Here is a 26,599-nt window from a genome sequence, read left to right as displayed (position 1 = left end):
AGCGCCCGCGAACACGGGCAGGTAATTTCTTTTTTGGCCCAAGTAGGGCCCGGCCCGAAGTGAGTCCCGGCCAGTACCCGGCCAACCTCACCTGCAACTTGCGCGAACACGCCAACCACGTAGTCCACGGCCTCCTGCAGCGCAGGATGGGAGCACGCTGAACACCGCCTGCAGGGCAGCTGGAAACTCCGCGCCGCCCGGGCCAAACGGGAGCAGAATGGGAGCAGCCGGTCAACTTCTGCGGCCAGCAGATCCATGGTTTAGGGGTGCCCCATGAACACCAGAAATGTGCGCGCCACGCTAGTCCTGGCGGCGGTCCTGGTGGCCGCCCCGGGATGCTCGTCCGGGGGAAGCGGGGCATCACCGGCCGCCACGTCCGCGGGCGGCCCCTCGGCGACGGCCAGTATGCCCATGGGTTCGGGAAGTGCTCCGGGTACAGCCGCGCCGGGCAGTGCGACGGCAGGCCCGTCGGCCATCACGATCAAGGACTTTGCCTACGGCACCCCCCTGGTGGTCGCCGCAGGCACGCCGGTGACCATCACCAACATGGACAGCGCCGAACACACGGTGACCGCCGACGACGGCGCGGCGTTCGACGTCGACGTCAAGGGCAGCGGTGGTACAGCGAGCTTCACGGCGCCCTCCAAGCCGGGCACGTATACCTATCACTGCACCTTCCACCCCGGCATGCACGGAACGTTGACAGTCCAATGAGCGCTTCAGTCCGCGGCGGGGCGCCGGCCCGGAGGCGGGGACGCGGCGTTGGCCTGCGGTTACTGACAGCGGCGGCCCTCCTCGTCGACGCAGTGGTGCACATCCACTTGGCCCCCGGCTACCAGGCGGGGTCGCCGCAGGGCATTGGCCAGGGCACACTTTTCCTGCTCGAATCCGGTGCGGCGGTGCTGGCCGCACTGGCCGTCTTAGTGCGCGGCAGCCGGGCTGCCTACGCCTTCGCTTTCCTCGTGGCGCTCAGCGCGTTCGCCGCCGTCGTGGTTTACCGCTACGTCGATCTGCCGGCGTTCGGCCCGTTCCCGGCCATGTACGAGCCCGTCTGGTACTTCGAGAAGTCGCTGAGCGCCGTCGCCGAGGGGGCGGCCACCGTGTTCGCCGGCCTCGGCGTCGCCCGGGCCGGCAGCGTGGCCCGCGCACAGGGCCCGCGGCCGGTGCCCTGACCGGCTGCAGGACCCAACCGGACGCCGCGTTGTTAGCATGGTGCCGAGGTGACCATGCCAAGCAGAATTTCCCGCCGCGCCGAGGCCGATGTGACCGTGGCCGCAGCCGCCTACCTTGCGTCGGCCGGCTGGCTCGCCGCGCTGGCCTCGCCCGCGGTTCCCGCCGGGACGCTGGCCGTGGCGGCCGGCGCCGCGGGGCTGGCGCGAATCGCCGGCATCGTCCTGCTGCGCGAACCCCGCGTGTGCACCCCGGCCGACCGTGTCACCCTGATCCGTGCAGTCCTCGTGGCCTGCTGTGCGGCGCAGGCTGTGCTGGACGTCGCCGGCGGCCACGCCCCGGGTTGGCTTCTTGTGGTGCTCGGCGCCTGCGCCTTCGCGCTGGACGCCGTCGACGGCCCCGTGGCACGGCGCACCAGGACGGCGTCGCCGGCGGGCGCTCGGCTGGACACCGAGACCGATGCGGCCCTGACCCTGGTACTCTCCTGCGCCGCCGCGGCGGTCTTGGGCGGTTGGGCGTTGGTGACCGGGCTCCTCTACTACGGGTTTACCGCCGCTGGCGCCGTCCGGCCGGCCTTGAGAGGGGTCCTTCCGGTGTCACCCCTGCGGAAGGTGATCGGCGCGCTCCAGCCGCTAACCCTGCTGCTGGCGTTGACCCCCGGCGTGCCGCCCGGGCCCGGCACCTCGGCACTCCTGGTGGCTTTGGGGCTCTTGCTGTTCTCCTTCGGCCGTGACGTGGCCGCACTGGAGCGGATGCACCGTGCCCGTCCCGTTCCCGGCCGCCCCGTTAGCGCCCGCGGGGGCCGACGCTAGGCTTTGGTCCGGGCACGGCTGGGCTGCACGCGCGGCGGTTCACCGGGCATCTTCGGGAAGTCCGGCGGGAAGGGAAGCTCGCCGAGGCCCGCGGAGAGGTCACGCTCCCACCACCCCAGCAGGGTGTCGATGGTGCCGGGGTTCGTGTGCATGTCCGCCCAGGGATCCCCGGCGGATTTGAGCCGGGCGGGGACGGTGGCCACGGTGAAGTCCTGTGGGTCGGCGCTGTCCAGTTCCTCCCACTCCAGCGGACAGGACACGGTGGCGGCCGGCAGTGCCCGGGGGCTGTACGCGCCGGCCATGGTCCGGTCGCGGTTGGCCTGGTTGAAGTCCACGAAGATCCGGCTCCCGCGTTCCTCCTTCCACCAGGCGGTGGTGACCTGCTCCGGCATCCGGCGCTCAAGTTCGCGGGCTGCGGCGATCACGGCGTGCCGGACCTCAAGGAACTCATGCGCCGGTTCAATCGGGGCAAAGACGTGCAGGCCCCGGTTCCCCGAGGTCTTGATAAAAGCGGTCAGCCCGGCCTCGGCCAGGACGGCTTTCAGCTCACGTGCGGCGGGGACGGCGTCCCGGAAGCTGGTACCCGGCTGCGGGTCAAGGTCGATCCGCAGCTGGTCTGGGTTATCCGGGATCCCCGCCCGGGAGGCCCACGGATGAAAGACGACAGTGTTCATCTGCACCGCCCAGACGGCGGCGGCAACCTCCTCGAACACCAGCTGCGGGTGGGACCGGCCGCTCGGGTAGACCACATCCACGGCGCCGACATAGTCGGGGGCGCCCTTGGGCGGGTTCTTTGAAAAGAACTGTTCGCCGTCGATGTCCCCGGAGAACCGCTGCAGCGTGATGGGGCGGCTGCCGTTGGCGGCCAGGAACGCCTCTCCCACGGCCATCATGTAGTGGGCGAGATCCAGCTTGGTCAGCCCGGCCCCGGGCCACAGCAGCCTGCTGGGACTGGAGATCCGGACGTCCCGGCTGCCGTGTGGTCCGTCGATGCTGACCGTGGTTTCTTCCCTTGCCATGAGGACAAACTACCCCCGGGCACGGCACAACAAAAGACTGGCCGCTGGGGTCTTCAGAGCCAGGCCGACCGGCGCAGCGGTGGTTCGGTGCCTCCGGCGCGCCGCACCAGGACCTGGTTGACGCCGGTGGTCCCGGCCTCGAAACCCAGCGCGCTCGCGGCCATGTAGAGGCGCCAGACCCGGGCCCGCCCAAGGCTGCCGGTCCGCACCGCCTCGTCCCAATGGCTTTCAAGGTTCTGCACCCACGCCCGGAGGGTCAGCGCATAGTGCGGGCGCAGCGCCTCGACGTCGAGCACCTCGAAGCCGCCGCCCTCCAGGGCGCCCACCATCTCGGCCAGGCTGAGCATCTCCCCGTCCGGGAAAACGTAGCGCGGGATAAACGAATCCGGATCCTCAGCGGTGGGGCCTGCGTTCCAGGAGATGGCATGGTTCAGCAGCCGGCCGCCCGGCCGCAGCAGCCCGTGCAGCCGGGAGACGTAGTGGCCCATCTGTTCGCGGCCGACGTGCTCCGACATGCCGATGGAGCTGATCGCGTCGTAAGGGCCGTCGTCCACGTCGCGGTAGTCCTGGATCCGGATGTCGACGCGGTCGGTGAGGCCCGCCTCCGCGACCCGTTTCCGTGCCAGCTCGGCCTGTTCCGCGGAGAGGGTGACCCCGACGACGTCGGCCCCGTAGCGTTCGGCGGCGTGTATGGCGAAACTGCCCCAGCCGCAACCGACGTCGAGCACCCGCATGCCCGGGCCCAGCCCCAGTTTCCGGCAGACGAGGTCGAGTTTGGCTTCCTGGGCCGCGTCCAGGCCGGTGGCGGGGTCGTCCCACACGGCGCAGGAGTACACCAGCGACGGACCCAGGACAAGCGCGTAGAAGTCGTTGCCGACGTCGTAGTGGTGTGAAATGGCGGCAGCATCACGCTTCCGGGAGTGGCGCCGGCCCTTCCGTGCCACCCGGGCTTCTTCGGGGGGCGGGGCCGGGTTCGGTCCCAGCGCGCCGAGCCGCACCGCCGTGGCGGCCAGCGCTCCGAGTTCACGCAGGGTGGGGCGGCGGAAGGGCCCCGGCTGGGCGAACTTCCCTGCAGAGCTGAGCGCGGTGAAACTCGAGAAGATGTCCCCGGGCGCCTCGATGTCACCGGCGACGTACGCACGGCTGAGGCCCAGCTGGCCGGGTGCATACAGGATGCGCCGGAGCGCCCGCCGGGAGTGGAACACCAGCAGCGGGGCGCCGTCGGGTCCGGCCTCCGAGCCATCCCAGGCGCGCAGCCTGAGCGGGATATCCCTGGTTCCGAGCACGATGGCCAGTGCCCCGGCCAGCCGGCTTGCGGCCCCTCCTGGAGTCGACATGGTTCGTTCCTCTCACCAGACGGCGTTTCCACCCCAATCTATTGGCCGCCCGCGCCGCGGAACAGGGGCCGGACGTCCCGTGTGCGCGGGCCCGGCGTCCCGGGTGCCCGCTCTGGTGCCGGGTCTCCGCCGTCGTTAGGCTGGCTCCTATGGCTGAGGCATTTACATCCCTGGTGGACACGTTCCGGAATGTGGGGGTCTCCCGCGCCTACGGGGCTCCCGTGCAACTTGGCGGCGAAGAACTGGTACCCGTGGCCCTGGTGTCGTTCGGCTTTGGCGGCGGCAGCGCGCCCGCCTCCGACGACGCCCCGGCCGGGGCAGGCGGGGGTGGCGGCGGCTTCGTACTCCCCCTCGGGGTCTACGCCGCCGGGCCCGGCGGAGGCGTGGGGTTCCGGCCCAACCCGGTGGCCCTGCTGCTCGCACTGGCGCCGGTGGTCTGCGCGGTGGGGCTCTCCGTCCGGGGGCTGGCACGGCGCGGGATCCTGCATGGCCGCCACTGAGGAGCAGCTGAGCATCGACGTCGACGGGTCCGCCGTGACGGGCATATACGCCCGGCAGGCCCGGGCCGTCGCGACGCTGGTGGTGGCGCACGGGGCGGGTGCCGGCATGGAGCACCCCTTCCTGCGCGGCTTCACCGCAGCCTTGAACGACGCCGGCATCGCCACGCTGCGCTTCAACTTCCCGTACCGCGAGGCGGGCCGGAAATTCCCCGACCGACCACCGGCAGCCGTTGCTGCCTGGCGGGCGGCGATGGACGCCGCCGCCGCCCGGTCAGAGGGCGAACCCCTGTGGGCCGCCGGCAAATCGTTCGGCGGCAGGATGGCCTCGATGGCGGTCGCCGAGGGCATGCCCGCGGCGGGACTCATTTACCTGGGCTATCCGCTGCATCCGCCGGGGAAACCGGAAAAGCTCCGCGATGAGCACCTCTACGGCATCACCGTGCCGATGCTGTTCCTCCAGGGCACCCGGGACACGTTCGCGACCCCTGTACTGCTGGAGTCTGTGGTGGCGCGCATCGGTTTCGGCGCGGTCCTGCAGTGGGTGGAAGGCGGCGATCATTCTTTCGCCGTGGCCGGCAGAAAGCAGTCGGCGGAGGAAACCGGGGCCGGTCTGGCACCGGCGGCGGCGGGCTTCATCGCCCGGCACAACGCGGCAGCGGTTCCCAGAACGGCTCTTAGGCTGAAAGATGGTGTCCATGAGCAAACCACATGAAGCGTCGCGCCGCGTTGAATCCGACAGCCCCGAGGCCGTTACCACCGCCGTCCGTGAGGCCACCCGCGAACTGCGGGATGAGCTTCAACGCGACGGCATCGAGGTCAGCTTCCAGGACCTGGCCCTGCTGGGCCACTCCGAGTCCTGGGACGGGGAAGGCCAGCGCTGGGTCCACGTCGCGTGGGACGGCGCCGAGGCCGGGTAGCCCCTGACCCGTGACCGACTATGACCCGCGCCTGGTGCAGCTGTACGACGACGACAACCCGGACGGCCCCGACCACGACTACTTCCGGGCCCTCGCGGACGAACTCGAAGCACGCACCGTCGTGGACCTGGGCTGCGGCACGGGGATCCTGACCGTCACGTTCGCCCAGGCCGGCCGCTCCGTGGTCGGCATCGACCCCTCCGTGAACATGCTTGCCTTTGCCCGCTCCCGGCCCGGCGCGGACCTGGTGACGTGGCGGCTGGGCACTTCCGGCGCCATCGGCAAGGCTGAGGCGGACCTTGTGGTGATGAGCGGAAACGTCGCCCAACACCTCACCGGCGCCGTCTGGCACGAGGCCCTGCGCGATATCTGCCCGGGGCTCCGCCCGGGAGGGGTGCTGGCCTTCGAGAGCCGCAATCCGGGCGCCCGCGCCTGGGAGGCCTGGACCCGGGAGGAGACTTTCCGTTCCCGTACCACCCCGCTGGGCCACCTGGCGGAATGGTACGAAGTCACCTCGGCCACGGACTCCGGCGAGGTGACGTTCAGCAGCCACACCCTCCTGACCGTCCCGGGCGCATCCGCCCCGGAGCCCATCACGGAGGAGTCCACCATCACGTTCCGCAGCCGGGACACCGTCCTGGCCGACCTCGCCGCCGCCGGGTTCGCCACAGCACAGCCCTGGGGCGGGTGGCGGCGCCAGCCGCTGCAAGCAACCAGCCCGCTGATGGTGTTCGAGGCGAGACGGCCGTAGGTATCCGGCGGCGGGCCGCCTGATTAAGATGCTGGCATGGCCGCCAAACTTTTCGCCACCGGCATCATCGAACCCGAAAGCACGGCCTGGGGTGCCCGGCGGGCGAGGGTGCTGGACCCGCAGGGTCAGGAGTGGAGTGCAGGGACGTACGAACCCGGGGTGGCCCGGACCTGACCGGCCCGGCGGCCGCCTCTCCGCCGGCACCTCACATCCGGCTTTTGACCTTCGCGGTGGCGGGGGCAGTCCAGGGATCCTCCGGCCACGGATGCTTGGGATAACGGCCGCGCATCTCCGCACGGACCTGGGCGTACGGGCCGGACCAGAAGGAGGCCAGGTCATCGGTGACGGCGAGCGGCCGCCGCGCCGGAGAGAGCAGGTGGAACAGCACCGGAACTCTGCCCTCCACCAGCCGCGGGGTCCGTTCCCAGCCGAACACTTCCTGCAACTTCACAGCGACGACGGGCCTGCCGCCGTCGTCGTCGGCTTCGGGGTAGTCGATCCGGATCCGCGAACCGCTAGGGACCTCCAGCGTCTCCGGCACCAGGTCAGCCAGCCGGGCGGCCTCCGGCCAGGGCAACAGCCGCCGCAGCGGGTCTGCCAGGCTGATGCTGCTGGTCGCCGCACCGCCGGCCAGGGCCTCAGTCTCCGGTGCCAGCCAGTCGTCCAGCCGCGCCAGCAGCGCGGGCTCGGAGACATCTGGCCAGGGCGCCCCGAGCTCACGGTGCAGCAGGGCCAGCCGCCGGCGCAACGCCTCAGCGGCCGCTGACCAGCCGATGGTCCGGAGCCCGGTGCGGGCCAGGGCCCGTGCCACGGCGGTGCGGCCTTCCGCTGCGGACGGCCGCACCGGCGTCGAGGAGAGCACGATGGCGCCCAGGCGCCGTTCCCGGCGTGCGGTGACCCTGCCGTCGCCGAAGCCGGCTTCCACGACGTCGGTCAGGAGGTGCCGGGCGGCCGTCTCCGCGGCCTCGACCGTCAGCGGGGCAGCCGACCGGATGACGGCGCCGGTGCCGGCGGCCTCGTGTCCGTCCGCTCGCGAGACCTCGGCAATGGCCAGCCATTCGTGGCCGGCGAGGCGGCTCCCGCCCGGTAGCGCCGCCCGGGTACCGGAGGAGAGCAGATACCGCTCCCCCGGCCCAGGCACTTTCCGGGCCACCCGGTCCGGGAAGGCCAGGGCCACTACGAATCCGACGCTTTCCGGACCGACGCCGGACACGCCGGGTGCTGTCCCCGTGGCGGGCGCCGCCTGCCGCCCCAGGGTTTCCATCCGCCGCACATCATCTGCCCAGCGGGCCGAGCCCGCGGCTTTGCCGGACCGCAGGGTGGAGATCAGGCCGGGCAGGTCGGCCCCCGGCGCCCGTTCGGCGCCGGAAACGGCGGCGACGGTCTCGGCAGCGGTGCGGGAACCCACTCCGGTTGTGCCGTCGAGCAGCGCCCGGGCGAGCCGCGGGTCTGCCGGGACCCGCGCCAGAGTCTTGCCGAGCTCCGTCGCGTGTCCGTCGGGCCCGACGGCGCCGAGTTCGGTGAGCACCTCGACTGCTTCGTCCATCGCGGCCGCGGGCGGGGCATCCGGGAGCGCCAGCCCGCGTCCGCCGGGCGATCCCCAGCAGGCCAGGACCAGGGCTGCGCCGGTGAGGTCGGTAACGGCGATTTCGGGGGTCTGGTGGGCCGGAGCCGCGCCGTAACTCTTCTGGTCGTAGCAGCGCACCACCCGGCCCGGCCCCAGCCGGGCCGCCCTGCCGGCGCGCTGGTCGGCCGAGGCGCGCGAGCAGGACACGGTTACCAGCCCGGTCATGCCGCGTCCGGCGTCCCGCCGTGGTTCGCGGGCCAGCCCCGAGTCCACCACCAGGCGCACACCGGGCACCGTCAGCGAGGATTCGGCGAGGGCGGTGGAGACGATGATGCGGGCAGGTTCGCCGGGGCGGCGGCCCGAAACGGCCCGGTCCTGCATGGCAGCACCCACCTGCCCGTGGAGTTCCAGCACTTCCGCCGCGGACCGGCCACGGAGCCGGGCTGCGACGTGGGAGACCTCACGGGCGCCCGGAACGAACACCAGGGCATCGATGTCCTCCCCTCCGGCCTGAGCGGCGGCGTGGGCGTCGGCCGCCGTGTCCGCGACGTGGTCCAGGAAGGCCCGCGTCACACCGCGGGGGTCCAGGCGGGGACCCGGCGGCGGTGCCCACCGGACCTCGAGGGGGTACAACGCGGACGGACACCCGACCACCGGGGCTGCGCTGCCGGCGTCGTCGGCCAGCAGCGCTGCAAACCGCGGAGCGTCCAGCGTCGCGGACATGGCGACCACCGTGAGGTCTCCGCGTAACTGGCGCACCTCGGCGAGCATCCCGAGGAGCAGGTCCGTCTCCAGCCCCCGCTCATGGACCTCGTCGAGCACCACCGCGCCCGTGCCTTCGAGCCCCGGGTCGGCCAGCAGGCGGCGCAACAGAATCCCGGGCGTGACAAACTCAACCCAGGTCTGCGGTCCGGCCTGCCGGTCACCGCGGACCGTGTATCCGACGCGCCCGCCCAGCGGGCCACCGTCGAGCGCCGCCAGCCGCCGCGCCGCGGACCGCGCAGCGACCCGGCGGGGCTGCGTGACCACCACGCGCGGGACGATTCCGTCTCCGGGCTGCAGGGCCAGGTTGGCGAGCAGCGGCGGCACGAGCGTGGTTTTGCCCGTGCCAGGTGGCGCCTCAACCACAGCGGCATTGCCCGCGGCGTGGTCCCCCAGCGCGGCCGCCAGCTGGCCGAGGGAGCCGGCGAAAGCCAGGCCGGACCCGATCGCGTCCAGGTCGAAGGGCCGTTGCGCCGGGATACGGCCGGTAGGTGCGGGAGTCACGCCTCCATTGTCCCCTGCCCCGACCGCCCGCACCCCCGGACCGCACCGCCGAGGCCACGGCAGCACGGAAACTACGGAAGACTGGAAGTTCCCAATCATGAAGGTGGAAACGCAATGATCAATCTCCAGCAGGATGCCGAGGGGTTCGTCCGGATGAACCGGCACTTCCCGGCCAGCAGCCCCGTCACCATCACCTTCGCCGACGGGTCCTCCGAGGAATTCACCGGACGCCAGCTGAACGCGGCCTATGACCAGGCGCTCGAGGAGTTCCGGGCGCAAAACCACCTGGACGCCAAGGGTTTCTCCCGGGCGCCGAAGAAGCGGGTCGACTCCGGCAACAAGATCGAGTTCGTCCGGGTCCGCCCCGGCCTGGCGGAGCAGTAACGGCTGCGGAGCAGTAACGCCCGGCTCAGCAGACGTCCGGCCCCGGCAGTAGCTCCAGTCAGGTCCAGGGGTGCCCTGCCGGTACATGCATCAGCAGTGACTCCCACACTGCGTTGCAATGCGGTTGGCTTGAAGCATGGGCATCCACGCGACCAACTTTTCCCGCCACCGGGCACCGACCTGAAATTAGCCCAGCCTGGAAAAGTGGTCGCTCCCGGCGGAACAAACCGGCTCCGCGGGGTGTTGGCCACTACTGTGGCGGCGGACGATCCGCGACCCGGCCGCCCGGCGGCGGGTCGCAGGGGCACCCGAGGTGCCCGTCCGCCCCGACCATCCCTCTCCCCCACGACCCCAACTCTCAACGACTCATACTGGAGAAAAATGCTTACCGTAAACTCTTACGCTGCCCCGTCCGCCACTGAGGACCTCGTCCCCACCAAAATCCAGCGCCGGGACGTCGGCCCGAACGACGTCCTGATCGAGATCAAGTTCGCGGGCATCTGCCACTCAGACATCCACACGGTCCGCGGCGACTGGGGACCGCAGTCCTACCCGCTGGCTCCCGGCCACGAGATCGCCGGCATTGTGACCGAAGTCGGCTCCGCCGTCACCAAGCACGCCGTGGGCGACCGCGTCGGCGTCGGCTGCATGGTGAACTCCTGCGGCGAGTGCGTCAACTGCCAGGCCGGCGAGGAGCAGTACTGCCTCAAGGGCAACACCGGCACCTATGGCGCCGTGGACCGCGACGGCACCATCACCCAGGGCGGTTACTCCACCCACGTCGTCGTAACCGAAGACTTCGTCGTCAGGATCCCGGAGGGCATCGAGCTCGACGTCGCAGCGCCCCTGCTGTGCGCCGGCATCACCACCTACTCGCCGCTGCGCCACTGGAACGCCGGCCCCGGCAAGAAGGTCGCGGTTGTCGGCCTGGGCGGCCTCGGACACATGGCCGTCAAGATCGCCCACGCCATGGGCGCCGAGGTCACCGTGCTCTCGCAGTCCCTGAAGAAGCAGGAGGACGGCCTGAAGCTGGGCGCGGACCACTACTACGCCACCAGCGACGAGAACACCTTCAGCGAGCTCGCCGGCAGCTTCGACCTCATCATCAACACGGTCAGCGCCTCGATCGACATCAGCTCCTACCTCCAGCTGCTGAGTCTGGACGGCACCCTGGTCAACGTGGGCGCCCCGGCCGAGCCGCTGCCGGTCAACGCGTTCGCCCTGATCGGCGGCCGGCGTTCCTTCGCCGGCTCAATGATCGGCGGCATCCGCCAGACCCAGGAGATGCTGGACTTCTGCGCCGAGCACCACCTCGGCGCCGAGATCGAGGTCATCCCGGCCGAGAAGATTAACGAGGCCTACGAGCGCGTCCTTGCCTCGGATGTGCGCTACCGCTTCGTCATTGACACCGCGACCCTCGTCTAGCCGGTACTCCCGGCGTGGACTGAGATCGCACCTAAGGCCCGGTGCCGCGGATTCGCCGCGGCACCGGGCTTTTGTGTGCCCGGCGCCCCCGCCGGGAACCCCACATGGCCAGCAACCGTTAACCCTTTCACTGGCTTTCCCGACGCCTGAATATCACCGTCCGGAAACGCTGCCGCAACACAACGGGAGCACGCTGGAAGGGACGCCCCGTGGCGTCGTCGTTGCAAGAGAGAGCAGGGCCGCCGTGAATCCCTTGATCATCCTGACCGCAGCCACCGGACCCAGCGACGGCGGGCGCCCCGGGACGGCCATCCGCCCGATCCGCGCCTCCGACCTCCCGGAGCTGGCCGAAATGTACAAAGACTCCTACGCGGACAGCCTGCCGCAGCCGGCGGACCGGGCGGTCGGCTGGATCGATGCGCTGCTCGGCGGGGCGCAGGGCCGTCACGTTGCGGAGGCCTCCGCCGTCAAAGCCGGACCCGACGGCCAGCTCGCGGCCGCCATTATCGTGACAGAGCCCGCGCCCGGGACGGCAGGCGACTGGGACACCGTCATCGCCGAGCTCTTCACCCACCCGGACCACCGCCGCCAGGGCCTTGCCGAGGAATTGCTGGGCCATTGCCTGTACACGCTCCACAGCCTGGGCCGGGAGCGGGTCGCGGTCACGGTGGACAGCGGCAACTCGGCGGCGCTGGCCCTTTATCTCTCCCGGGACTTCCGCCGGACGGCCGACGACGACGGTTAGGTCCGGCGCCCCCTGCCCGCCTGCCGACGCCGGTGCTAGCTTGGCCGGATGGACGTCCTAGACTGGCTGCTCGATTCCGACCCCGCCCTCCGCTGGCAGGTCCAGCGCGACCTGGCCGCCGCCCCGGAGGAGGTCTACTCCGCCGAGCGCGCCCGGATCCACGCTGAGGGCTGGGGTGCCCGCCTGCTCGCCCTGCAGGGCGCGGACGGGCAATGGGACGGCGGCACGTACTTTCCGGACCCGTACGACAATTCCGAACCAGGCCAGCCCTGGACCGCCACCACGTACAGTCTTTTGCTGCTTCGGGACTTCGGGCTCGACCCTTCGAGCGGGCCTGCCCGTGCCGCCGTCGGCCGCGTCCACAGGCTCAGTCGCTGGGAGGAAGCTGGGCAGCCCTTCTTCGATGGCGAAGTTGAGCCGTGCATCAACGGCATGGCGGTAGCTTTGGGGTCCTACTTCGGCCACGACGTCGACGGCATCGTGGCCCGGCTCCTCGATGAGCAGCTCGACGACGGGGGCTGGAACTGTGAGGCGGAACGGGGCTCCGTCCGTTCCTCGTTCGACACCACCATCAACGTCCTGGAGGGGTTGCTCGAGTACACCAAGGCCGGCGGAGGTGCCCCCGGGGTGGCGGCGGCCCGGCAGCGCGGGGAGGAGTACCTGCTCGAACGCGGCCTGCTGCGCCGCAAAAGCACCGGCGCGCTGATCAATCCGGCATGGCTGCAGTTCTCCTACCCGACCCGCTGGCGCTACGACGCCTTGCGCGGCCTGGATTACTTCCGGGCCGCGGGCCGGGTCCCGGACAGCCGGATGGCGGAAGCCCTCGACGCGGTCCGGTCGAAACGGCAACCCGACGGCACCTGGCCCCTGGAGAACACCCATCCGGGACGAACCCACTTCCCCCTGGACGCGGGCGACGGCCGTGCGAGCCGCTGGAACACGCTGCGGGCGCTGCGGGTGCTGGGCTGGGCCGGACTGTCCTAGGCATTTTCACTCGTCCGGTATTTGTAACTTCGATGGAAATATGGCTAGATTTGGAGGACTGTTTCGACGTTCTTGGGGGGACATATGAACAAGGCGCAACGCCGCGCGCACATGGAGCCGCCGTGTCCGGACTGCGGTGCGAGGGTGGTGCCGACATGGAGGGACGACCGCGTGTCCACCGCCGGCCAGCCCGACTGGCAGGTTGATGCCCGGCAGTGCAGCAGCCAGGCCTGCGGGAAGTATGACCCCCGGAACTGGTGACAGCCGGGCTTGGGGCTACCTGCCGCCGATGATCTCCTCGGCGTTCTCCTGCACCCAGCCAAAGAGGGGCATCAGGTGGCCGGTGAGTTCCCGGCCCCGTGGCGTCAGGCTGTAGTCCACCCGCGGCGGTATGGTCGGCCGGGCTTCGCGGTGCACCAGTCCGTCGCGTTCCAGGGTTTTGAGCGTCTGGGCCAGCATCTTTTCACTGACGCCCTCGGCCCTGCGGCGCAGCTCGCTCCAGCGCTGCTGGCCGTCCGCGAGTGCCACCAGGATCAGGACGCCCCACTTGCTGGTCACGTGGTCCAGGAGGGTCCGGCTGGGGCAGTTGGCGGGGAAGACCGCCCCGCCGGCGGCCGCAGGGGCCTGCGGGGAGTCAAAACTTACGGTCACGTTGGTGCCTTACTTTAAAGTGCGTACTCTCTGTTGGGAAGTTTAGCGCAGGCAGGGTGGTTGTGCATTCCGGAAGATCAACCACGTGAAAGGACCTCCCCATGAGCATCGTCGTTACCGGCGCCACCGGACAGCTGGGCCGCCTCGTCATCGAATCCCTGCTGGAGCGCGGCGTCCCCGCCGGACAGATTGTCGCCGCCGGCCGCGCTACCGAGCGGCTGGCCGACCTCGCCGGCCGCGGCGTCCAGGTCAAAACCATGGACTACGACGACGCCGCCACGGTCGCCGAGGCGCTGAAGGGCGCCACGAAGGTGCTGCTGATTTCCGGCAGCGCCGTCGGCCAGCGCGTGGAGCAGCACCGCGCTGTGATCGACGCCGCGGCAGCCGAGGGCGTCGAACTCCTTGCCTACACCAGCATCGCCAACGCCGACACCACGGGCATGAAGCTGGCCGCCGAACACCAGGCCACCGAGGAACTGCTGGCAGCCTCCGGACTCCCCTACGTCCTCCTGCGCAACGGCTGGTACCTGGAGAACTACACCGAGCAGCTTCAGGGCACCCTCGCACAGGGCGCCTTTGCCGGCAGCGCCGGGGAGGGCACGGTCAGCGCCGCGGCCCGCGCGGACTATGCCGAGGCGGCCGCCGCCGCGCTCCTGGCAGACGGCCAGGCCGGAAAGGTCTACGAACTCGGCGGCGACTCGGCCTTCTCCATGGCCGAACTGGCCGCCGAGATCGCAGCGGCGAGCGGGCAGCCCGTCACGTACAACAACCTGCCCGCGGACGACTACGCTGCCCTGCTTGCCGGATTCGGCGTGCCGTCGGACTTCGCCGGAATCCTCGCGGATTCGGACCTGGGCATTGCCCGCGGTGATCTCCACGTCAGCAGCACGGCCCTGAGCCAGCTGATCGGCCGGCCAACCACCGCCATGCCTGCGGCCGTCGGCGCGGCCGTCTCGGCCCTGTAGGCCTCCGGGAGGGGTGCCGGCCCGGCACCCCTCCGTCGCCGGCTCGGCTTGCCATCGCGCGGTTGGCGGCCGACGATGGTCCGGAGCGGGCCGCGGAAGGGAGGCGCCATGAGCGTTCAAAGCGCAGGGCTGCTGCTGTACCGCCGTGCTCCCGGCTCCCCGCTGGAAGTCTGGATCGCCCATATGGGCGGACCCTTCTGGGCCCGCAAGGACGCCGCTGCCTGGTCCATTCCGAAGGGCATCTTCACTGCGGACGAAGACGCACTGGCGGCCGCCCGGCGGGAGTTCACCGAGGAAATCGGCACGCCGCCGCCCGACGCGGAGTATTTCCCGCTGGGCAGCTTCCGTCAGGCCTCCGGAAAAGTCGTTACGGTCTTCGCGGCAGAGACCGATTTCCACCCGGCGCGGATTGCCAGTAACACCTTCCCGCTGGAGTGGCCCAAGGGATCAGGGAACGTGCGCAGCTTCCCGGAAATCGACGACGCCGCCTGGTTCAGCGTGCCGGAAGCGAGGATCAAGCTGGTCCGGGGACAACAGCCGCTTCTGGATGCACTCCTGCGGCACTTGGAGATCACGGGATCCCCGCCTTTGTGACAGCGTTCCATTGAAGTGTCACAAGGCGCCCAAGTAGTGTGACAGACATTGTCAGCTCACATGACCGACCCCGGGAGCACCCATGCAACATGTTGGACGCCGATTGTCCGCCCTCACAACCGCACTGGCACTGGGGGTGGCCGGCGGCGCCGTCGCGGGTCCCGCGTCGGCGTCGCCCCGCGAAACCGGGAAGACCGCCACGGCCACGGGGTACGGTGGCGCCGTGAGCACCGTGGATCCCGAGGCGTCGGCCGCGGCCATCGAGGTGCTCCGCAAGGGCGGCAACGCCGCAGACGCCGCCGTGGCCGCGGCGGCCACCCTTGGGGTGACCGAGCCCTACAGCGCCGGGATCGGCGGGGGCGGCTACTTCGTCTACTACGACGCGAAAACCGGCAAGGTCGGCACCGTTGACGGACGTGAAACGGCACCGACCGCAATGCCCCACGACGCCTTCATCTACCCCGCCACAGGCCAGCCCTACCGGTTCACCCCGGAACTGGTCACCAGCGGCGTCGCCGTCGGAGTGCCCGGGACGCCCGCCACCTGGGAGCGGGTCCTCGGCCGCTGGGGAAGCCTCAGCCTGGGTGATGCGCTGCGCCCAGCGATCAAGGTAGCCACCCGCGGATTCGTCGTCGACAAGACCTTCCGGCAGCAGACCCTCGACAACAAGGCCCGCTTCGCCGCTTTCCCCGCGACCCGCGCCCTTTTCCTCCCCGGCGGGGACGCTCCCGCCGTCGGCAGCGTGTTCCAGAACCATGACCTTGCCGCCACGTACCGGCTGCTCGCAAAGCAGGGAACGCCCGGGTTCTACCGCGGATCCCTCGCCGCCGACATTGCGGCCACCGTGCAGTCACCGAAGAAATCCCGGGACACCACGCTTCCCGTTCCGCCCGGATACATAACGACGGCGGACCTCGCGGCCTACCGCGCGCTGGACCAGGATCCGACGCACGTGAACTACCGCGGACTGGACGTCTTTGGCATGGCGCCGTCCAGCAGCGGCGGCACCACTGTCGGCGAGGCGCTGAACATCCTGAATCCGTCCAACCTCGGCGGGATGACCCAGGCCGGAGCCCTCCACCACTACCTCGAGGCAAGCGCCTTGGCGTTCGCCGACCGCGGCAAGTACGTGGGTGACCCCGCGAAGGTGAAGGTCCCGACGGCGGCCCTCACCGATCCGGTGTTCGGCAAGGAGCGGGCGTGCCGGATTGACCCGAGGCACGCCGCCGACAAGCCCGTGGCCCCGGGCGATGTGAGCGCGTACGACGGCGTGTGCCCGGCGACGAGCGTCCCGGCCGCGGACGAGAAGGACACCGAAAACATTTCGACCACCAACCTGACCGTGGCGGACAAGTGGGGCAACGTGGCCGAGTACACCCTCACCATCGAACAGACCGGCGGTTCCGGCATGGTGGTGCCCGGCCGCGGGTTCCTGCTCAACAACGAAATGACTGACTTCTCCACCGTCTACGACGCGAAGGATCCGAACCGGATCGAACCCGGGAAGCGGCCCCGCTCCTCGATGGCGCCCACCATCATCCTCAAGGACGGGGATCCGTTCCTGGCGCTCGGCTCGCCCGGCGGATCAACGATCATCACCACGGTCCTGCAGACCATCCTCAACCGGGTAGACCTGGGCATGACCATTTCGGAGGCCATCGCGGCTCCTCGCGCCGCTCAGCGGAACACCACCAAGGTCACCGCCGAGCCCGGCTTCATCTCCGCCTACGGCGGCGAGCTGACCCCGTACGGGCACCAGTTCACCCCGTCCGGGGACGCCTTTACGTCGGCCGCCGAGATTGGCGCGGCAACGGCCATCGAGTTCGGGCCCGGCGGCCGCCTGGTCGCCGCGGCCGAGCCGGTGCGGCGCGGCGGCGGTTCGGCAATGGTCCTTAGCCAGTCGCGCTAGGGCCGGACCGCCATCGGGCCGGGGCGTCCACGCCCCGGCCCTAGCCGCGGGAGGCGGCGGGGCCCAGGCCCTTGACATACATGGCCTGCCCGGCGTGCTGGAGGCAGTCGGCGAGCATACTGACCAGGCGCACGCCAAGGGTCACCGGAGGGTTCCAGCGCTTATCGATGACGCGGTCCAGGTCTTCCTCGCCGAGATCCTTCAGGAAGTCAGCGGTCTGACGGTGGACGGCGTCGTAATACTCGCCCAAGAGCCCTGGATCGGCCCGGACGCTGTCCACCTCCCCGGAGGTGTGCCCGTAGCCGGTGTCACCCGAGGACAGCGGCAGGTCGAATCGTTCAGCGAACCCTTGGGACGTCCACACCTGCTCAAGCCCGGCCGCGGCGGCGAGCTGCGCGTCCTCACCCCGGCTCAGGTGCCACACGAGCCAGACAATCGGGTTCCCGGTCCCGGCCGGCCGCCGGACCAGAGTGTCGGCGTCGATCCCGTCCAGCGTTGCCCTCACTACCTCGTGGACCCGGCCGAACCCGTCCAGCAGCACTTCGTTGGCTTTCATTGCGTCCCCTCCGGTGCGTTCATGGCGCTGGTTCTGTCGCTGAACCCATGCTTGCACGCAGCCCGACCGACGGAAAGGTATCTGGGCCAGCGCCGCACCGCCGTCGTGCGCCACAGTTTTGTGGCCGCAGCCTGGATGGCCCGGAACGGTGGCACCCCGGGTGCGGTACGGTTGGTTGGCCCGGCGTCAGTGGCAATCCACCCGCCGGCATCCCCAGCTTTTCGAGGAGATCCCATGGCTAGTGACGCCAGCCCGAAACCGTCGGTCCTGTTCGTCTGCGTGCACAACGCCGGGCGGTCGCAGATGGCCGCCGCGTTCCTCGCCGCCCTCTCCGATGGGGCGATCGAGGTCCGCTCCGCAGGCTCACAGCCCGCGGACCAGGTCAATCCAGCCGCCGTCGAAGCCATGGCTGAGGTTGGCATCGACATGTCCGCCGAGACCCCCAAGATCCTCACTACCGACGCCGTGAGGGAATCCGACGTCGTGATCACCATGGGCTGCGGCGACACCTGCCCGATCTTCCCGGGAAAACGCTACGAGGATTGGGAGCTGGCCGACCCGGCGGGCCAGGGCGTCGACGCCGTCCGGCCCATCCGAGATGACATCAGGGAGCGCGTTCAGGCCCTCATCCTGTCCCTCGTCCCCGGCAACTAGCTGCCGCTGGGAGGCGCGCGGGAACCCGGGACCATAATGGACGTATGAAGGCTGAGCTGCTGACGATTCCGGGTTGCCCGCATGGAGAAACGGCGCGGGCCGTGTTCAGCCGTGCGCTCGAGCTGGAAGGCGTCGGCTCCGCCGGGCTGGCCACCACGGAGATCACGTCGGATGCAGCCGCCGCGGCGGCGTCCTTTCACGGGTCTCCGTCGTTCCTCCTCGACGGAACGGATCTCTTTCCGTCGACGACGCCGCCCGCCATGGCGTGCCGGGTGTATACCACCGCGGGCGGCCTCGCAGGGCAGCCCGACCTGGAGTCCCTGCGGCTGGCCATTCGCCGCGCATGGCAGGCCGGGCCGGCCAACGGGGCGCACACCGGGCCGGAGGCCGGCGCGGGGTAGTCTCTCATCAGGTCACCGCGCCCATTGAGAGGAACCCATGGCACACGCGGAGAATGAAATCACCATCGACCGTCCCGCAGCAGAGGTTTACGCGTACCTGGCGGACGGGCTGAACAATCCGGCATGGCGGGACGGCGTGCAGAGCATCGCGCTCCAAAACGGCGCCCCTGGCGAGCCCGGCAGCGTCTACAGCCAGACCCTCACCGGTCCCCGCGGAAAGGCCATCCAGGGCGACTATCAGATCACCAGCGCCGAGCCGGGACGCCTGCTGGAGTTCAAGGTCATCGCCGGCCCGGCCCGCCCCACCGGCCAGTACGTGCTGAGCGAATCCGGCGGCCGCACCACCGTCCGCTTCATCCTGGATCTGAAGCCCTCCGGACTGATGAAGGTCCTGGACGGGCTGATCACCAAGACGATGCAGGCCGAAGTCAGCCAGCTGCAGAACCTGAAAGCGGTCATCGAGGAGGGCTAACGCGGCCGCCCGGCATGGCAGCGGCACTCCCGGCCATGAAGAAGAGGCCGTGTCCGCCGGCCCCGAGGGTCGGCGGACACGGCCTCTCCCGGGGGGCGTTGTCACATCCCGGGAACGTGCTGAAGGAGGTCAGGCGGCGACCGAGCGCCCGGTGAACGCGATGAGGCGCTCCAGGCTGCCGGCCGTTTCCGCCACCGGCTGCGCCGTCGCGAAACTTCCGCTGGCGCGGACCTGTTCGGAGATGGTCAGCAGCGCAAGTTGTTCAACGTAGTCAGTGACAACGTCGGAGACGACCAGATTCTGGCCGGTGGCCTTCGCGAAATCCCACGCGTGCACCAGCAGTTCGAGGTTGACGATGCCGGCAACCACCGTCGCCGGGAGTTCAGCGAACCCCATATCGATGGTCCCTTCCACGCCCCGCCGGGTGAATGCCTCGAGCACGGGCTGGGCGAGGGCCGCGATGCGCACCTCGGGCGCCGTTTGGACGTCCTCGCCCAGACGGGCGCCGAGGGCACCACCGATCTGCTTCAGGGACCCCGCAAGGTGTTCCAGCAGCTCGTGGGTGTTGAAGTCCTCGCACGGCGTGGGCTTTTCCCGATCCGCCGGAGTCAGCTTCCGCAGGACCCCCAACAGGACGGCCAGGGAAGCCTCGGCCGAGGTCAGCGGGTTGATGCCTTCCGGCGCTGCGGACCACTCGTCGGGCCCGGCACCCGCAGGCGACGACGTTTCGGCGATCAGGCGGTCCAGGTAGTGGTTCCAGCCCTCGGCGTGGGCCGCTGCCTGGTCGGGGGTGAGGCCCTCATGGACCAAACGCAGCGACGTGCCGTCGGCGTCGGGCTCCATGGTGATCGTTACCGTGGAGGCGCCCGGCGCCAGGTCCATGCCGGCCTCCCAGCCCCAGGTGAAGACGACGCGCTTGCCGGGTTCAATTTCAGTGAACGTCCCGGATGCATGGTTGCCGGGGGTGACGGTCCAGCGGTACTCGCCGCCCACCCGCAGGTCAACGCGGGCGGCGACGGTCTGCCAACGCCGGAGGCGTTCCGGATCGGTAATGAGGGCAAATGCTTCGTCGACGTCGACGGGCAGGTGGATGGTCTTGTCAAAGGTCATGGGAGGGTCCTTCGTCGATTAGGGAGACGTGGGTGGGGGTGGGATGGGCAGGTGCGGGCCCGGTGGTCCGTTGCGCCGCGAGGGCGGCAGCATCTGACGCCAGCAGATCGAGCTCGTGGGTCCAGAAGCCCTCGACCAGGATCCGCAGCCGTGCCATGCCCTCGGAGTCGAGCCGGTAGTACCTGTTCCGCCCTTCTTTTCGTGCGGCCACGAGGCCCGCCTGCTGCAGCAACAGCAGGTGCTGCGACACCGCAGAACGGCTCACCGTGAATTCCGCGGCCAACTGGCTCACCGACTGTTCCTGGCGCGCCAGAAGATGCAACAGACGGCGCCGGTTGGGTTCCGCGGCGATTTCCAGGGCATCTAGCACGGTCAATACGTTAGCGGTCACTAACGCATTGAGCAAGCCGCTGACGCTCACCGACCGTGAGGTACCGGGCCCGGGGGCAGAGAGACCCCCCATCCGCTCCCCCCTCGTAGTCCGAAGGACCGAATTCCGGTGTAAGCCAGCAGGGCATTGGGACTTTCCTCTCCCGCTACAACCAGGCGCGAAAGTTGCATTTCTATATCTTTTTCTGCGAGCACGTGGTCTAATGTGAGGAATTGGAAGAATAGGGATGACAATGGTCGCCAGAAGCTACAGATTCCGATTTTTCATATTGTTCGCCGCGGTAGCCGCGTTGATAGCCCCGGCGTCAATTTCATTCATCCAGACTTCGGTGGCCCTGGACGAAAACTCATTTACGTTTGTGCAAGTACCGGATACGCAGATGGAAGTCCTGTCGGATACTAATCCATTGCTGCCGGACAGGTACCAGTGGATAGCGAATAACGCCGCCAGCCTCAACATCAAGTTCGTCCAGCACACCGGCGACCTTGTGAATTGGGGCGTCGTGGACCCGGTTCAATTCACCCGCGCCGACCGCGCCACCCGAATCTTGGATTCTTCGGGCATCCCGTATGGCTACTCCATCGGAAACCACGACGGCGCCGCCGTCATGGCCGGAGGCTCAGCGGCGCCCGGTGACACGCGAACAAACTTGCGCGACACGAGAGTTTTCAATCAGATTTTCCCATTGAGCCGTTTCAGAAATGTTGGCGGAGTGTTTGAGCCCGGCAAAATTGACAATATGTACCAGACATTCACCGCCGCTGGTTCGGATTGGCTGGTTCTATCACTTGAAATGTGGCCACGCCAAACGGCATTGGACTGGGCAAAAGCTGTGGTGACCACCCATCCGCAACACAATGTTGTCATCAGCACCCACGCCTACATTGACCAAACGGGCGCCAGACCCACGTCCGGCAATTACGGTGACGCCAATGCGGTGACAATGTGGAATCAGCTCATTTCACAATATGACAACATCAGATTCGTTGTCAGCGGCCATTATGGAGCCTCCCCCAGCAGCTACTACTCCGAGGCCACCGGAGTGCACGGCAATAAGATCGCCCAGATTATGACGGCATATCACAGCAACTACCAGGACCAGGTTCGGCTGCTGAAAATAGATGTTGCTGCCGGGACCATATCAAGCTCGATTTATGCCCCAACGTCAATCAACGCGTCCTACCCCTCAGGCTTCCTCACCGATCAGTACTCGAACGCATCGTCCGCAGGCATGAACTGGGTTCCGTCAACAACGGCTCCCCCCACAAGCACGGCGACGCCCACCGTGACGGCCACGCCGACTGCAACGGTGACACCCACGCCGACTCCAACGGTTACCCCCACGCCGACTCCAACGGTGACGCCGACGCCTACCCCCACGCCAACACCTGCCGCGAATTTGCTCAGCAACGGCGGCTTCGAAAACACGCTCGCCCCGTTGGCGGCCTACAACAACACGTACTCCTCACTGACGTACACGCCGAACCCGGTCCGTGGGGGCACGTCCGCCGGCCAGGTTACGAGCAAGGCCTCCACACCCGGGTCGGCAGGCTTCAATTTCGGGTTGGTCAAGAATATTGCCGCCTCCACGCTGCTCAGCGGCCAGTGCTACGTGACGGCCAATGTCGCGGCCAAGTACAAAGCGCGTCTGCGCATCACGGAGCTGACGCCCACCGGCTCGGTGATACCCCAGAATGTCAGCGAGACAGTGACTGCTTCGGGCGTCAGCTCGGGCTCCTGGCAGCTTCTGTCGGTCACATACCGCAAGCAGCAGAGCGCCAACCAAGTCATTCTTTCCGCCTATTCAAATGATCTGACATCCACCAACGGCGGGCGTCTGGTGTTCGACGATTGCCAGCTGACGCAGTAGCCGTCCGGCCCGCGGAGTCCGCGCCGCCGGTCGTCGGGGCCCGGCACCGGCTGTCCGTGAACAGTCGGTGAACGTCGCCCAAACGGGCCCATATCCGGGCGCCCGGCGCCCCGGGCCGACTGTAGCGTCGAAGCATGATGACTCCCCCTCACCGTCTGCGCAAGGCTGCGCTGGCCGCCGTCGCCATTGGACTTCCGGCCGCCCTGCTTGCCCCGACCGGTCCCACGTTTGCGGCCGCCAACCCACCGGCCGCCCCGGCAGAGACCAGCCGTGCGGCCCGGACGTTGGACCTCGGCGCCCGGGATCTCCCCGAGGCCCGCACCGTCACCACCCTGGCTCCGGGCCTGACGCGGACCGCCATCACCCGTGGAGCTCCGGACGCGGCCCTGTTCTGGACCGCGGAAATCGCTATCCCGTCCACGTCCCCGGACCCCGATGCGCCGGCCAGCGCACTCTCCGATGGGGCCGCGGCCCGTGCGGTTGCCCGGAGACTCCAGGATGCCGGGCTCCAGCCGCGGGTTGAGCATGTCCAGTCCCCCCGCCTCGCCGATGCCGGTGGAGACCTCGGCTACCGTGTCCGCGTAGGCTCGTTTGCGTCCAAAACCGACGGCGCGGCAACCGTCGACCGGATTAAGGCCGCAGGTTTTGCCGCCTCGGTGCTTTACACCGGGTGGGACGGGGACACCGACGACCTCCATGCCACGCGCGGCCAGTGGAAGCTGAACGTCCTGACCATCGATCCGAAGACCTTCAAGGGCGAGCTCGCCTCCGGCGTCGGCCCGGACCTCGAAGGCAGGGAAACAACAAGCCAGCTCGCCGCGGCGCAAGGCGCCCTCGCCGCGGTCAACGGCGGATACTTCGTGATGGACCCCAAGGCCGGCGCCCCGGGAGACCCGGCCGGGACCGCCGTCGTCGGCGGCAAGCTGCTCAGCGAACCGGTTGGTGACCGGCCCTCGTTTGTCCTCGACGGGACTACCAACAGAGCTTCAATCCAGCGGCTGACCTGGCGGGGCCAGGTATCGTCCCAGGCAGACGGCTCCAAGCTGGCTTTGGACGGCCTGGACCGGGTGCCCGGACTTATCCGCAATTGCGGCGGCACCGGCGACTCACCCACCAACCTGCCGCTCCACGACGTCACCTGCACCGACGCGGACGAGACGGTCGCGTTCACCGAAGAGTTCGGGGCCGCCACCCCGTCCGGTCCGGGACTGGAAGTGGTCCTGGACAAACACGGGGCGGTCACCGCCGTCCACAGTTCGCGCGGTACGGCCGTCCCGGCCGGCGGCCGGACGGTACAGGCCACGGGTTCGGACGTCCCCGCCCTCAAGGCTATGGCGGTCATCGGTCAGCGGCTCGACGTCGGGACCACGCTGATCGACGCCGCAGGCAAAAGCGTGCGCACCCACCGCGACACTTCCATCGTGAACGGCGGACCGGTCCTGGTCTCCGGGGGTACGGAGAACATCACCGCCCGGCGTGACGGCATGGTCCACAGCGGTGACAGCAACAGCTTCTATTACGGCTGGGTCCACAAGCGGAATCCCCGCACCATCGTGGGCGTCGACGCGCAGGGGCGCACCCTGATTGTCACCGCCGACGGACGCCAGACGGCGTCGCTCGGGCTCAGCATCAAGGAGGCAGCCGACGTCGCCCGGTCACTGGGCATGGTCGAGGCCATTAACCTCGACGGCGGCGGCTCCACCACCATGGTGGCGGGCGGCGGCGTGGTCAACACCCCGTCGGACGCCGCCGGTGAACGCGCCGTCGGCGATGCACTGCTGGTTCTTCCCCGCCGCCGGGACTGATCAGTACCGACTGAGCCGAACCGACTGGGACAAAGCGGCTGATATGCGAGGCTGGGTGCATGGACCTGGAAGTTTTTCCCGCACTCACGATTCCCGCAGCTGAACTTCGCTGGCGGTTCTCGCGCTCGTCCGGGCCGGGCGGCCAGCACGTCAACACCTCGGACAGCCGCGTCGAACTCTCCTGGAACGCGGCCCGTTCGGCGGCGCTTTCGGACGAGCAGCGGCTGGTGTTGCTCGCCGGGATCGGACGACGTCGACTCATCGGCGGCGTCCTCACGGTCACCGCTTCGGAACAACGGTCCCAGTTGCGCAACCGGGAGACCGCCCTCGCCAAGCTCTCGGAACTGGTCACCGAGGCCCTCGCCCCCCGCGCGGCTCCCCGAACGCCCACCAAACCCACCAAGGGCTCGAACCGGCGCCGGCTGGCGGCCAAGGAACAACGCTCGGCGACCAAGCTCCAGCGGCGACGGCCCGTTGCCGAATAGTCCGGCCGGCCACAGGACCGCCACGGAACGGGCAGCGCCGGGGCGTTGGTACTGTGGAGCCGACCCGCTCGCGCACTGACTAGCACCAAGGTAGGAACAATGACCGCCACACCACCCCCTTCCGGCGTCGTCCTCCTGGCCGGTGCCACCGGCGACCTTGGCGGCCGGATTCTGGCGAACCTAGTCGGCCTGGGGGCCACCGTCCGGGTCCTCACCCGCCCCGGTACGGACGCAACCCGGATCGCGCAGGTGGAAGCCGCCGGTGCGCAGGTGGTCCAGGCCCGCTATGACGATCCGGATGCCCTGCAGCAGGCATGCGCGGGCGTCGATTGCGTGGTCTCCGCGATCAACGGTCCGGACGACGTGATCGTCGGCGCCCAGTCCAAGTTGCTGGCCGCCGCGGCCGCCGCGGGGGTGCCGCGTTTTATCCCCTCGGACTACTCCATTGACTACCGGCGCATCAGCCCGCGGAGCAACCGGAACCTGGAACTCCGCCGGGACTTCGCACAGCAGCTGGACGCCACCGAGATCCGTGCCACGTCGATCCTCAACGGCGCCTTCACGGACATGCTCACCGGGCAAGCCCCAATGATCCTCTTTGCCCGGCACCGTGTGCTCTTCTGGTCCGACGCCGACCAGGCGCTGGATTTCACCACCAAGGACGACACCGCGGCCTACACCGCCGCCGCAGCCCTCGACGAACGCGCGCCCCGCGTCCTGCAGATTGCCGGCGACACAGTGACCGCGCGGACCCTGGCGGCGACCATGTCCGAGCTGACAGGGACCCCGTTCAAGCCGATGTTCGCGGGGACTGTCGGTTCACTGTCGGCCATGAGCCGGGCCATGAAGGCGTTCACGCCGACGTCGGACGACCCGTTCCCGCCATGGCAGGGTATGCAGTACTTTGCCAGCATGTTTAGTGGCGACGCGGTGCTGCACCACGTCGCCAACAACCGGTACGGTGACCGGACGTGGACCACGGCACGGGATGTCCTCGCGCAGCATCTGCAGGCCGGCTGAGCACCTACCGTACCTGGGGGTATGACCCAAGCTGATACGGGTCCCCATAGACGGACCAGCTGATCGGCGGGACGAGCCCCAGGTTGCCGGAGCCCAGCAGGCCCTCGTGGATGTCCTGGCGGCCGTGCTTCTGGAAGTCGCCCCACTTCTTGAGGATCTTCACCCGGGCGTCCACGACGCCGGCCAGATACCTGGTCTCGTCGCCGCCCTGCGCCGGCGGCGGGTTGTCTTTCCGGGCCTTGGCCAGGATGCCGCCGAACGACTCTTTGTCATCCCCGGGGCCGTGGTTGACGGAAACGTCGTAATAGATCGCGAGCCCCAGCGGTCCGACGCCGTCACGGGCTGCCTCATCGAAGGCCGGCTGCCAGTACACCCTGTCGCGTTCCTGCTGCTGGGCGCGCTGGAAAGCCGGGTCGTTTCCGGCCGCTTTCCAGGCCGCGGGGAAATCCGGATCCAGGAGCCGGTGGCTCAGCGATGGGCGCTCCTTGTCGGGCGCATCCATGATCTGCTTCAGCTGCGGCACGTAGCCCTCCAGGGGATTCCCCGGCGCCGCTGCGGCGTAGGCTTCCACTAGGTCGAGCATGTCGCCGGTGCCGCTGCACCAGCCCACCAGGCCGCCCGTGTACCCGCGCCCGTCGTCGATGTCCTCGATGTAACCGTAGGACGTGGTCCAGTCGGGCGTGGAGTTCTCGGCAGTGGAGGTCAGTTGAAGTGCAATCTCCTTGTAGACGGGGCTGGCGATATCAACTCCGGTTTGCCCGCCCCCCGCCTGCTCTCCCGGCGGAATCCATAGTTGACCCGGCATCTGACCTCCCGAACTAGTCGTGACGCCGAGACTA

At 69.1% G+C, this 26,599-nt stretch carries 31 protein-coding genes; 23 read left to right on the top strand and 8 right to left on the bottom strand.

What is annotated here, in order from left to right; all coding sequences use genetic code 11:
• Positions 1-273: 273 nt before the first annotated feature.
• From AC1DBE_RS00935 to AC1DBE_RS00925, 3 genes are read left to right on the top strand one after another with little or no spacing between them, the layout of a single operon-like run.
• Positions 274-714 carry a cupredoxin domain-containing protein gene (locus AC1DBE_RS00935; protein ID WP_476878670.1) on the top strand — a complete coding sequence of 147 codons (441 nt, stop codon included), beginning with the start codon at positions 274-276 and terminating at the stop codon, positions 712-714.
• Complete coding sequence (locus AC1DBE_RS00930) at positions 711-1,172, top strand: hypothetical protein (RefSeq protein WP_476969333.1); 462 nt, start codon at positions 711-713, stop codon at positions 1,170-1,172. Before AC1DBE_RS00935 ends, AC1DBE_RS00930 begins: the two co-directional genes overlap by 4 nt.
• A gap of 54 nt (positions 1,173-1,226) precedes the next feature.
• Positions 1,227-1,982, top strand: coding sequence for a CDP-alcohol phosphatidyltransferase family protein (locus tag AC1DBE_RS00925; RefSeq protein WP_476969332.1), 756 nt, complete (start codon positions 1,227-1,229; stop codon positions 1,980-1,982).
• Here the strand turns inward: AC1DBE_RS00925 and ligD are convergent.
• The gene (ligD, locus tag AC1DBE_RS00920) at positions 1,979-3,001 is read right to left on the bottom strand and encodes a non-homologous end-joining DNA ligase (protein ID WP_476969331.1); all 1,023 of its coding nucleotides are present in this window, start codon (positions 2,999-3,001) and stop codon (positions 1,979-1,981) included. The genes AC1DBE_RS00925 and ligD overlap by 4 nt on opposite strands.
• Before the next feature lie 53 nt (positions 3,002-3,054).
• Positions 3,055-4,338: a class I SAM-dependent methyltransferase gene (locus tag AC1DBE_RS00915; RefSeq protein ID WP_476969330.1), complete on the bottom strand. Its 1,284-nt coding sequence runs from the start codon at positions 4,336-4,338 to the stop codon at positions 3,055-3,057.
• A 149-nt stretch (positions 4,339-4,487) separates the two neighbouring features.
• Between AC1DBE_RS00915 and AC1DBE_RS00910 the strand changes: the two genes are divergently transcribed.
• Genes AC1DBE_RS00910 through AC1DBE_RS00890 form a run of 5 tightly spaced genes read left to right on the top strand, consistent with a single transcriptional unit; the run spans position 4,488 to position 6,680 of the window.
• Entirely contained in the window at positions 4,488-4,838 is a 351-nt protein-coding gene (locus AC1DBE_RS00910) for a hypothetical protein (protein WP_476878675.1), read from the top strand.
• A complete protein-coding gene (locus AC1DBE_RS00905) occupies positions 4,825-5,550 on the top strand; it encodes an alpha/beta hydrolase family protein (RefSeq protein ID WP_476969329.1) in 726 nt (241 codons plus the stop codon). The genes AC1DBE_RS00910 and AC1DBE_RS00905 overlap by 14 nt, the downstream gene beginning before the upstream one ends.
• On the top strand, positions 5,534-5,755 hold the full coding sequence (locus AC1DBE_RS00900) for a hypothetical protein (protein WP_476878677.1): 222 nt from the start codon (positions 5,534-5,536) through the stop codon (positions 5,753-5,755). Before AC1DBE_RS00905 ends, AC1DBE_RS00900 begins: the two co-directional genes overlap by 17 nt.
• 10 nt (positions 5,756-5,765) lie before the next feature.
• Entirely contained in the window at positions 5,766-6,506 is a 741-nt protein-coding gene (locus AC1DBE_RS00895) for a class I SAM-dependent methyltransferase (protein ID WP_476969328.1), read from the top strand.
• A gap of 36 nt (positions 6,507-6,542) precedes the next feature.
• Positions 6,543-6,680 carry a hypothetical protein gene (locus AC1DBE_RS00890; RefSeq protein ID WP_476969327.1) on the top strand — a complete coding sequence of 46 codons (138 nt, stop codon included), beginning with the start codon at positions 6,543-6,545 and terminating at the stop codon, positions 6,678-6,680.
• Between the two features lie 31 nt (positions 6,681-6,711).
• On the opposite strand, the gene hrpB is transcribed toward AC1DBE_RS00890, so the two are convergent.
• The gene (hrpB, locus tag AC1DBE_RS00885; RefSeq protein WP_476969326.1) at positions 6,712-9,339 is read right to left on the bottom strand and encodes an ATP-dependent helicase HrpB; all 2,628 of its coding nucleotides are present in this window, start codon (positions 9,337-9,339) and stop codon (positions 6,712-6,714) included.
• Between the two features lie 114 nt (positions 9,340-9,453).
• Here hrpB and AC1DBE_RS00880 point away from each other — a divergent pair, with 114 nt between their 5' ends.
• The 5 genes from AC1DBE_RS00880 to AC1DBE_RS00860 all read left to right on the top strand — a co-directional run bounded on the left by AC1DBE_RS00880 (position 9,454) and on the right by AC1DBE_RS00860 (position 13,138).
• Positions 9,454-9,723 (top strand): hypothetical protein, encoded by a 270-nt coding sequence (locus AC1DBE_RS00880; protein ID WP_476969325.1) that lies wholly within the window; start codon positions 9,454-9,456, stop codon positions 9,721-9,723.
• 381 nt (positions 9,724-10,104) lie between these two features.
• On the top strand, positions 10,105-11,148 hold the full coding sequence (locus AC1DBE_RS00875) for an NAD(P)-dependent alcohol dehydrogenase (RefSeq protein WP_476903419.1): 1,044 nt from the start codon (positions 10,105-10,107) through the stop codon (positions 11,146-11,148).
• A 244-nt stretch (positions 11,149-11,392) separates the two neighbouring features.
• Positions 11,393-11,893 (top strand): N-acetyltransferase family protein, encoded by a 501-nt coding sequence (locus AC1DBE_RS00870; protein WP_476878683.1) that lies wholly within the window; start codon positions 11,393-11,395, stop codon positions 11,891-11,893.
• Positions 11,894-11,941: 48 nt separating this feature from the next.
• A complete protein-coding gene (locus tag AC1DBE_RS00865) occupies positions 11,942-12,877 on the top strand; it encodes a hypothetical protein (RefSeq protein ID WP_476878684.1) in 936 nt (311 codons plus the stop codon).
• 84 nt (positions 12,878-12,961) lie between these two features.
• Positions 12,962-13,138, top strand: a complete 177-nt coding sequence (locus tag AC1DBE_RS00860) for a DUF7340 domain-containing protein (protein ID WP_476969324.1) — start codon at positions 12,962-12,964, stop codon at positions 13,136-13,138.
• A 15-nt stretch (positions 13,139-13,153) separates the two neighbouring features.
• On the opposite strand, the gene AC1DBE_RS00855 is transcribed toward AC1DBE_RS00860, so the two are convergent.
• Positions 13,154-13,528, bottom strand: coding sequence for a winged helix-turn-helix transcriptional regulator (locus AC1DBE_RS00855; RefSeq protein ID WP_476878685.1), 375 nt, complete (start codon positions 13,526-13,528; stop codon positions 13,154-13,156).
• Between the two features lie 101 nt (positions 13,529-13,629).
• Here AC1DBE_RS00855 and AC1DBE_RS00850 point away from each other — a divergent pair, with 101 nt between their 5' ends.
• From AC1DBE_RS00850 to ggt, 3 genes are all read left to right on the top strand, one after another.
• Positions 13,630-14,493: an NAD(P)H-binding protein gene (locus tag AC1DBE_RS00850; RefSeq protein WP_476969323.1), complete on the top strand. Its 864-nt coding sequence runs from the start codon at positions 13,630-13,632 to the stop codon at positions 14,491-14,493.
• Positions 14,494-14,601: 108 nt separating this feature from the next.
• Positions 14,602-15,087, top strand: a complete 486-nt coding sequence (locus AC1DBE_RS00845; RefSeq protein WP_476878687.1) for an NUDIX hydrolase — start codon at positions 14,602-14,604, stop codon at positions 15,085-15,087.
• A gap of 82 nt (positions 15,088-15,169) precedes the next feature.
• The gene (gene ggt, locus AC1DBE_RS00840; RefSeq protein ID WP_476969322.1) at positions 15,170-16,996 is read left to right on the top strand and encodes a gamma-glutamyltransferase; all 1,827 of its coding nucleotides are present in this window, start codon (positions 15,170-15,172) and stop codon (positions 16,994-16,996) included.
• 40 nt (positions 16,997-17,036) lie between these two features.
• On the opposite strand, the gene AC1DBE_RS00835 is transcribed toward ggt, so the two are convergent.
• Positions 17,037-17,552: a mycothiol transferase gene (locus AC1DBE_RS00835; RefSeq protein WP_476880447.1), complete on the bottom strand. Its 516-nt coding sequence runs from the start codon at positions 17,550-17,552 to the stop codon at positions 17,037-17,039.
• A gap of 234 nt (positions 17,553-17,786) precedes the next feature.
• On the opposite strand from AC1DBE_RS00835, the gene AC1DBE_RS00830 reads away from it, so the two are divergent.
• The 3 genes from AC1DBE_RS00830 to AC1DBE_RS00820 are packed head-to-tail and all read left to right on the top strand — an operon-like array spanning position 17,787 to position 19,079.
• The gene (locus tag AC1DBE_RS00830) at positions 17,787-18,206 is read left to right on the top strand and encodes an arsenate reductase ArsC (protein WP_476880446.1); all 420 of its coding nucleotides are present in this window, start codon (positions 17,787-17,789) and stop codon (positions 18,204-18,206) included.
• 44 nt (positions 18,207-18,250) lie between these two features.
• On the top strand, positions 18,251-18,607 hold the full coding sequence (locus AC1DBE_RS00825; RefSeq protein WP_476969321.1) for a hypothetical protein: 357 nt from the start codon (positions 18,251-18,253) through the stop codon (positions 18,605-18,607).
• Between the two features lie 37 nt (positions 18,608-18,644).
• On the top strand, positions 18,645-19,079 hold the full coding sequence (locus tag AC1DBE_RS00820) for an SRPBCC family protein (RefSeq protein ID WP_476969320.1): 435 nt from the start codon (positions 18,645-18,647) through the stop codon (positions 19,077-19,079).
• A gap of 129 nt (positions 19,080-19,208) precedes the next feature.
• Here the strand turns inward: AC1DBE_RS00820 and AC1DBE_RS00815 are convergent, their stop codons facing one another.
• On the bottom strand, positions 19,209-20,189 hold the full coding sequence (locus tag AC1DBE_RS00815) for a TIGR03086 family metal-binding protein (RefSeq protein ID WP_476969319.1): 981 nt from the start codon (positions 20,187-20,189) through the stop codon (positions 19,209-19,211).
• Entirely contained in the window at positions 20,179-20,580 is a 402-nt protein-coding gene (locus tag AC1DBE_RS00810) for an ArsR/SmtB family transcription factor (protein WP_476969318.1), read from the bottom strand. The genes AC1DBE_RS00815 and AC1DBE_RS00810 overlap by 11 nt, the downstream gene beginning before the upstream one ends.
• A gap of 226 nt (positions 20,581-20,806) precedes the next feature.
• Here AC1DBE_RS00810 and AC1DBE_RS00805 point away from each other — a divergent pair, with 226 nt between their 5' ends.
• The 4 genes from AC1DBE_RS00805 (at position 20,807) to AC1DBE_RS00790 (ending at position 25,760) form a co-directional block, all read left to right on the top strand.
• Entirely contained in the window at positions 20,807-22,450 is a 1,644-nt protein-coding gene (locus tag AC1DBE_RS00805; protein WP_476969317.1) for a metallophosphoesterase, read from the top strand.
• A gap of 134 nt (positions 22,451-22,584) precedes the next feature.
• Positions 22,585-24,255, top strand: a complete 1,671-nt coding sequence (locus AC1DBE_RS00800) for a phosphodiester glycosidase family protein (RefSeq protein ID WP_476969316.1) — start codon at positions 22,585-22,587, stop codon at positions 24,253-24,255.
• Positions 24,256-24,314: 59 nt separating this feature from the next.
• A complete protein-coding gene (gene arfB / locus AC1DBE_RS00795; protein WP_476969315.1) occupies positions 24,315-24,740 on the top strand; it encodes an alternative ribosome rescue aminoacyl-tRNA hydrolase ArfB in 426 nt (141 codons plus the stop codon).
• 99 nt (positions 24,741-24,839) lie between these two features.
• Positions 24,840-25,760 carry an NmrA family NAD(P)-binding protein gene (locus tag AC1DBE_RS00790; protein WP_476969314.1) on the top strand — a complete coding sequence of 307 codons (921 nt, stop codon included), beginning with the start codon at positions 24,840-24,842 and terminating at the stop codon, positions 25,758-25,760.
• A gap of 4 nt (positions 25,761-25,764) precedes the next feature.
• Here AC1DBE_RS00790 and AC1DBE_RS00785 read toward each other — a convergent pair whose 3' ends face one another.
• Positions 25,765-26,565 carry a chitosanase gene (locus tag AC1DBE_RS00785; protein WP_476969313.1) on the bottom strand — a complete coding sequence of 267 codons (801 nt, stop codon included), beginning with the start codon at positions 26,563-26,565 and terminating at the stop codon, positions 25,765-25,767.
• Between the last annotated feature and the right edge of the window lie 34 nt (positions 26,566-26,599).

The organism is Arthrobacter sp. 10T416, from assembly GCF_056394165.1.
The sequence above is the reverse complement of the archived record's forward strand: the minus strand, read 5'-3'. Positions and strand labels throughout refer to the sequence as shown.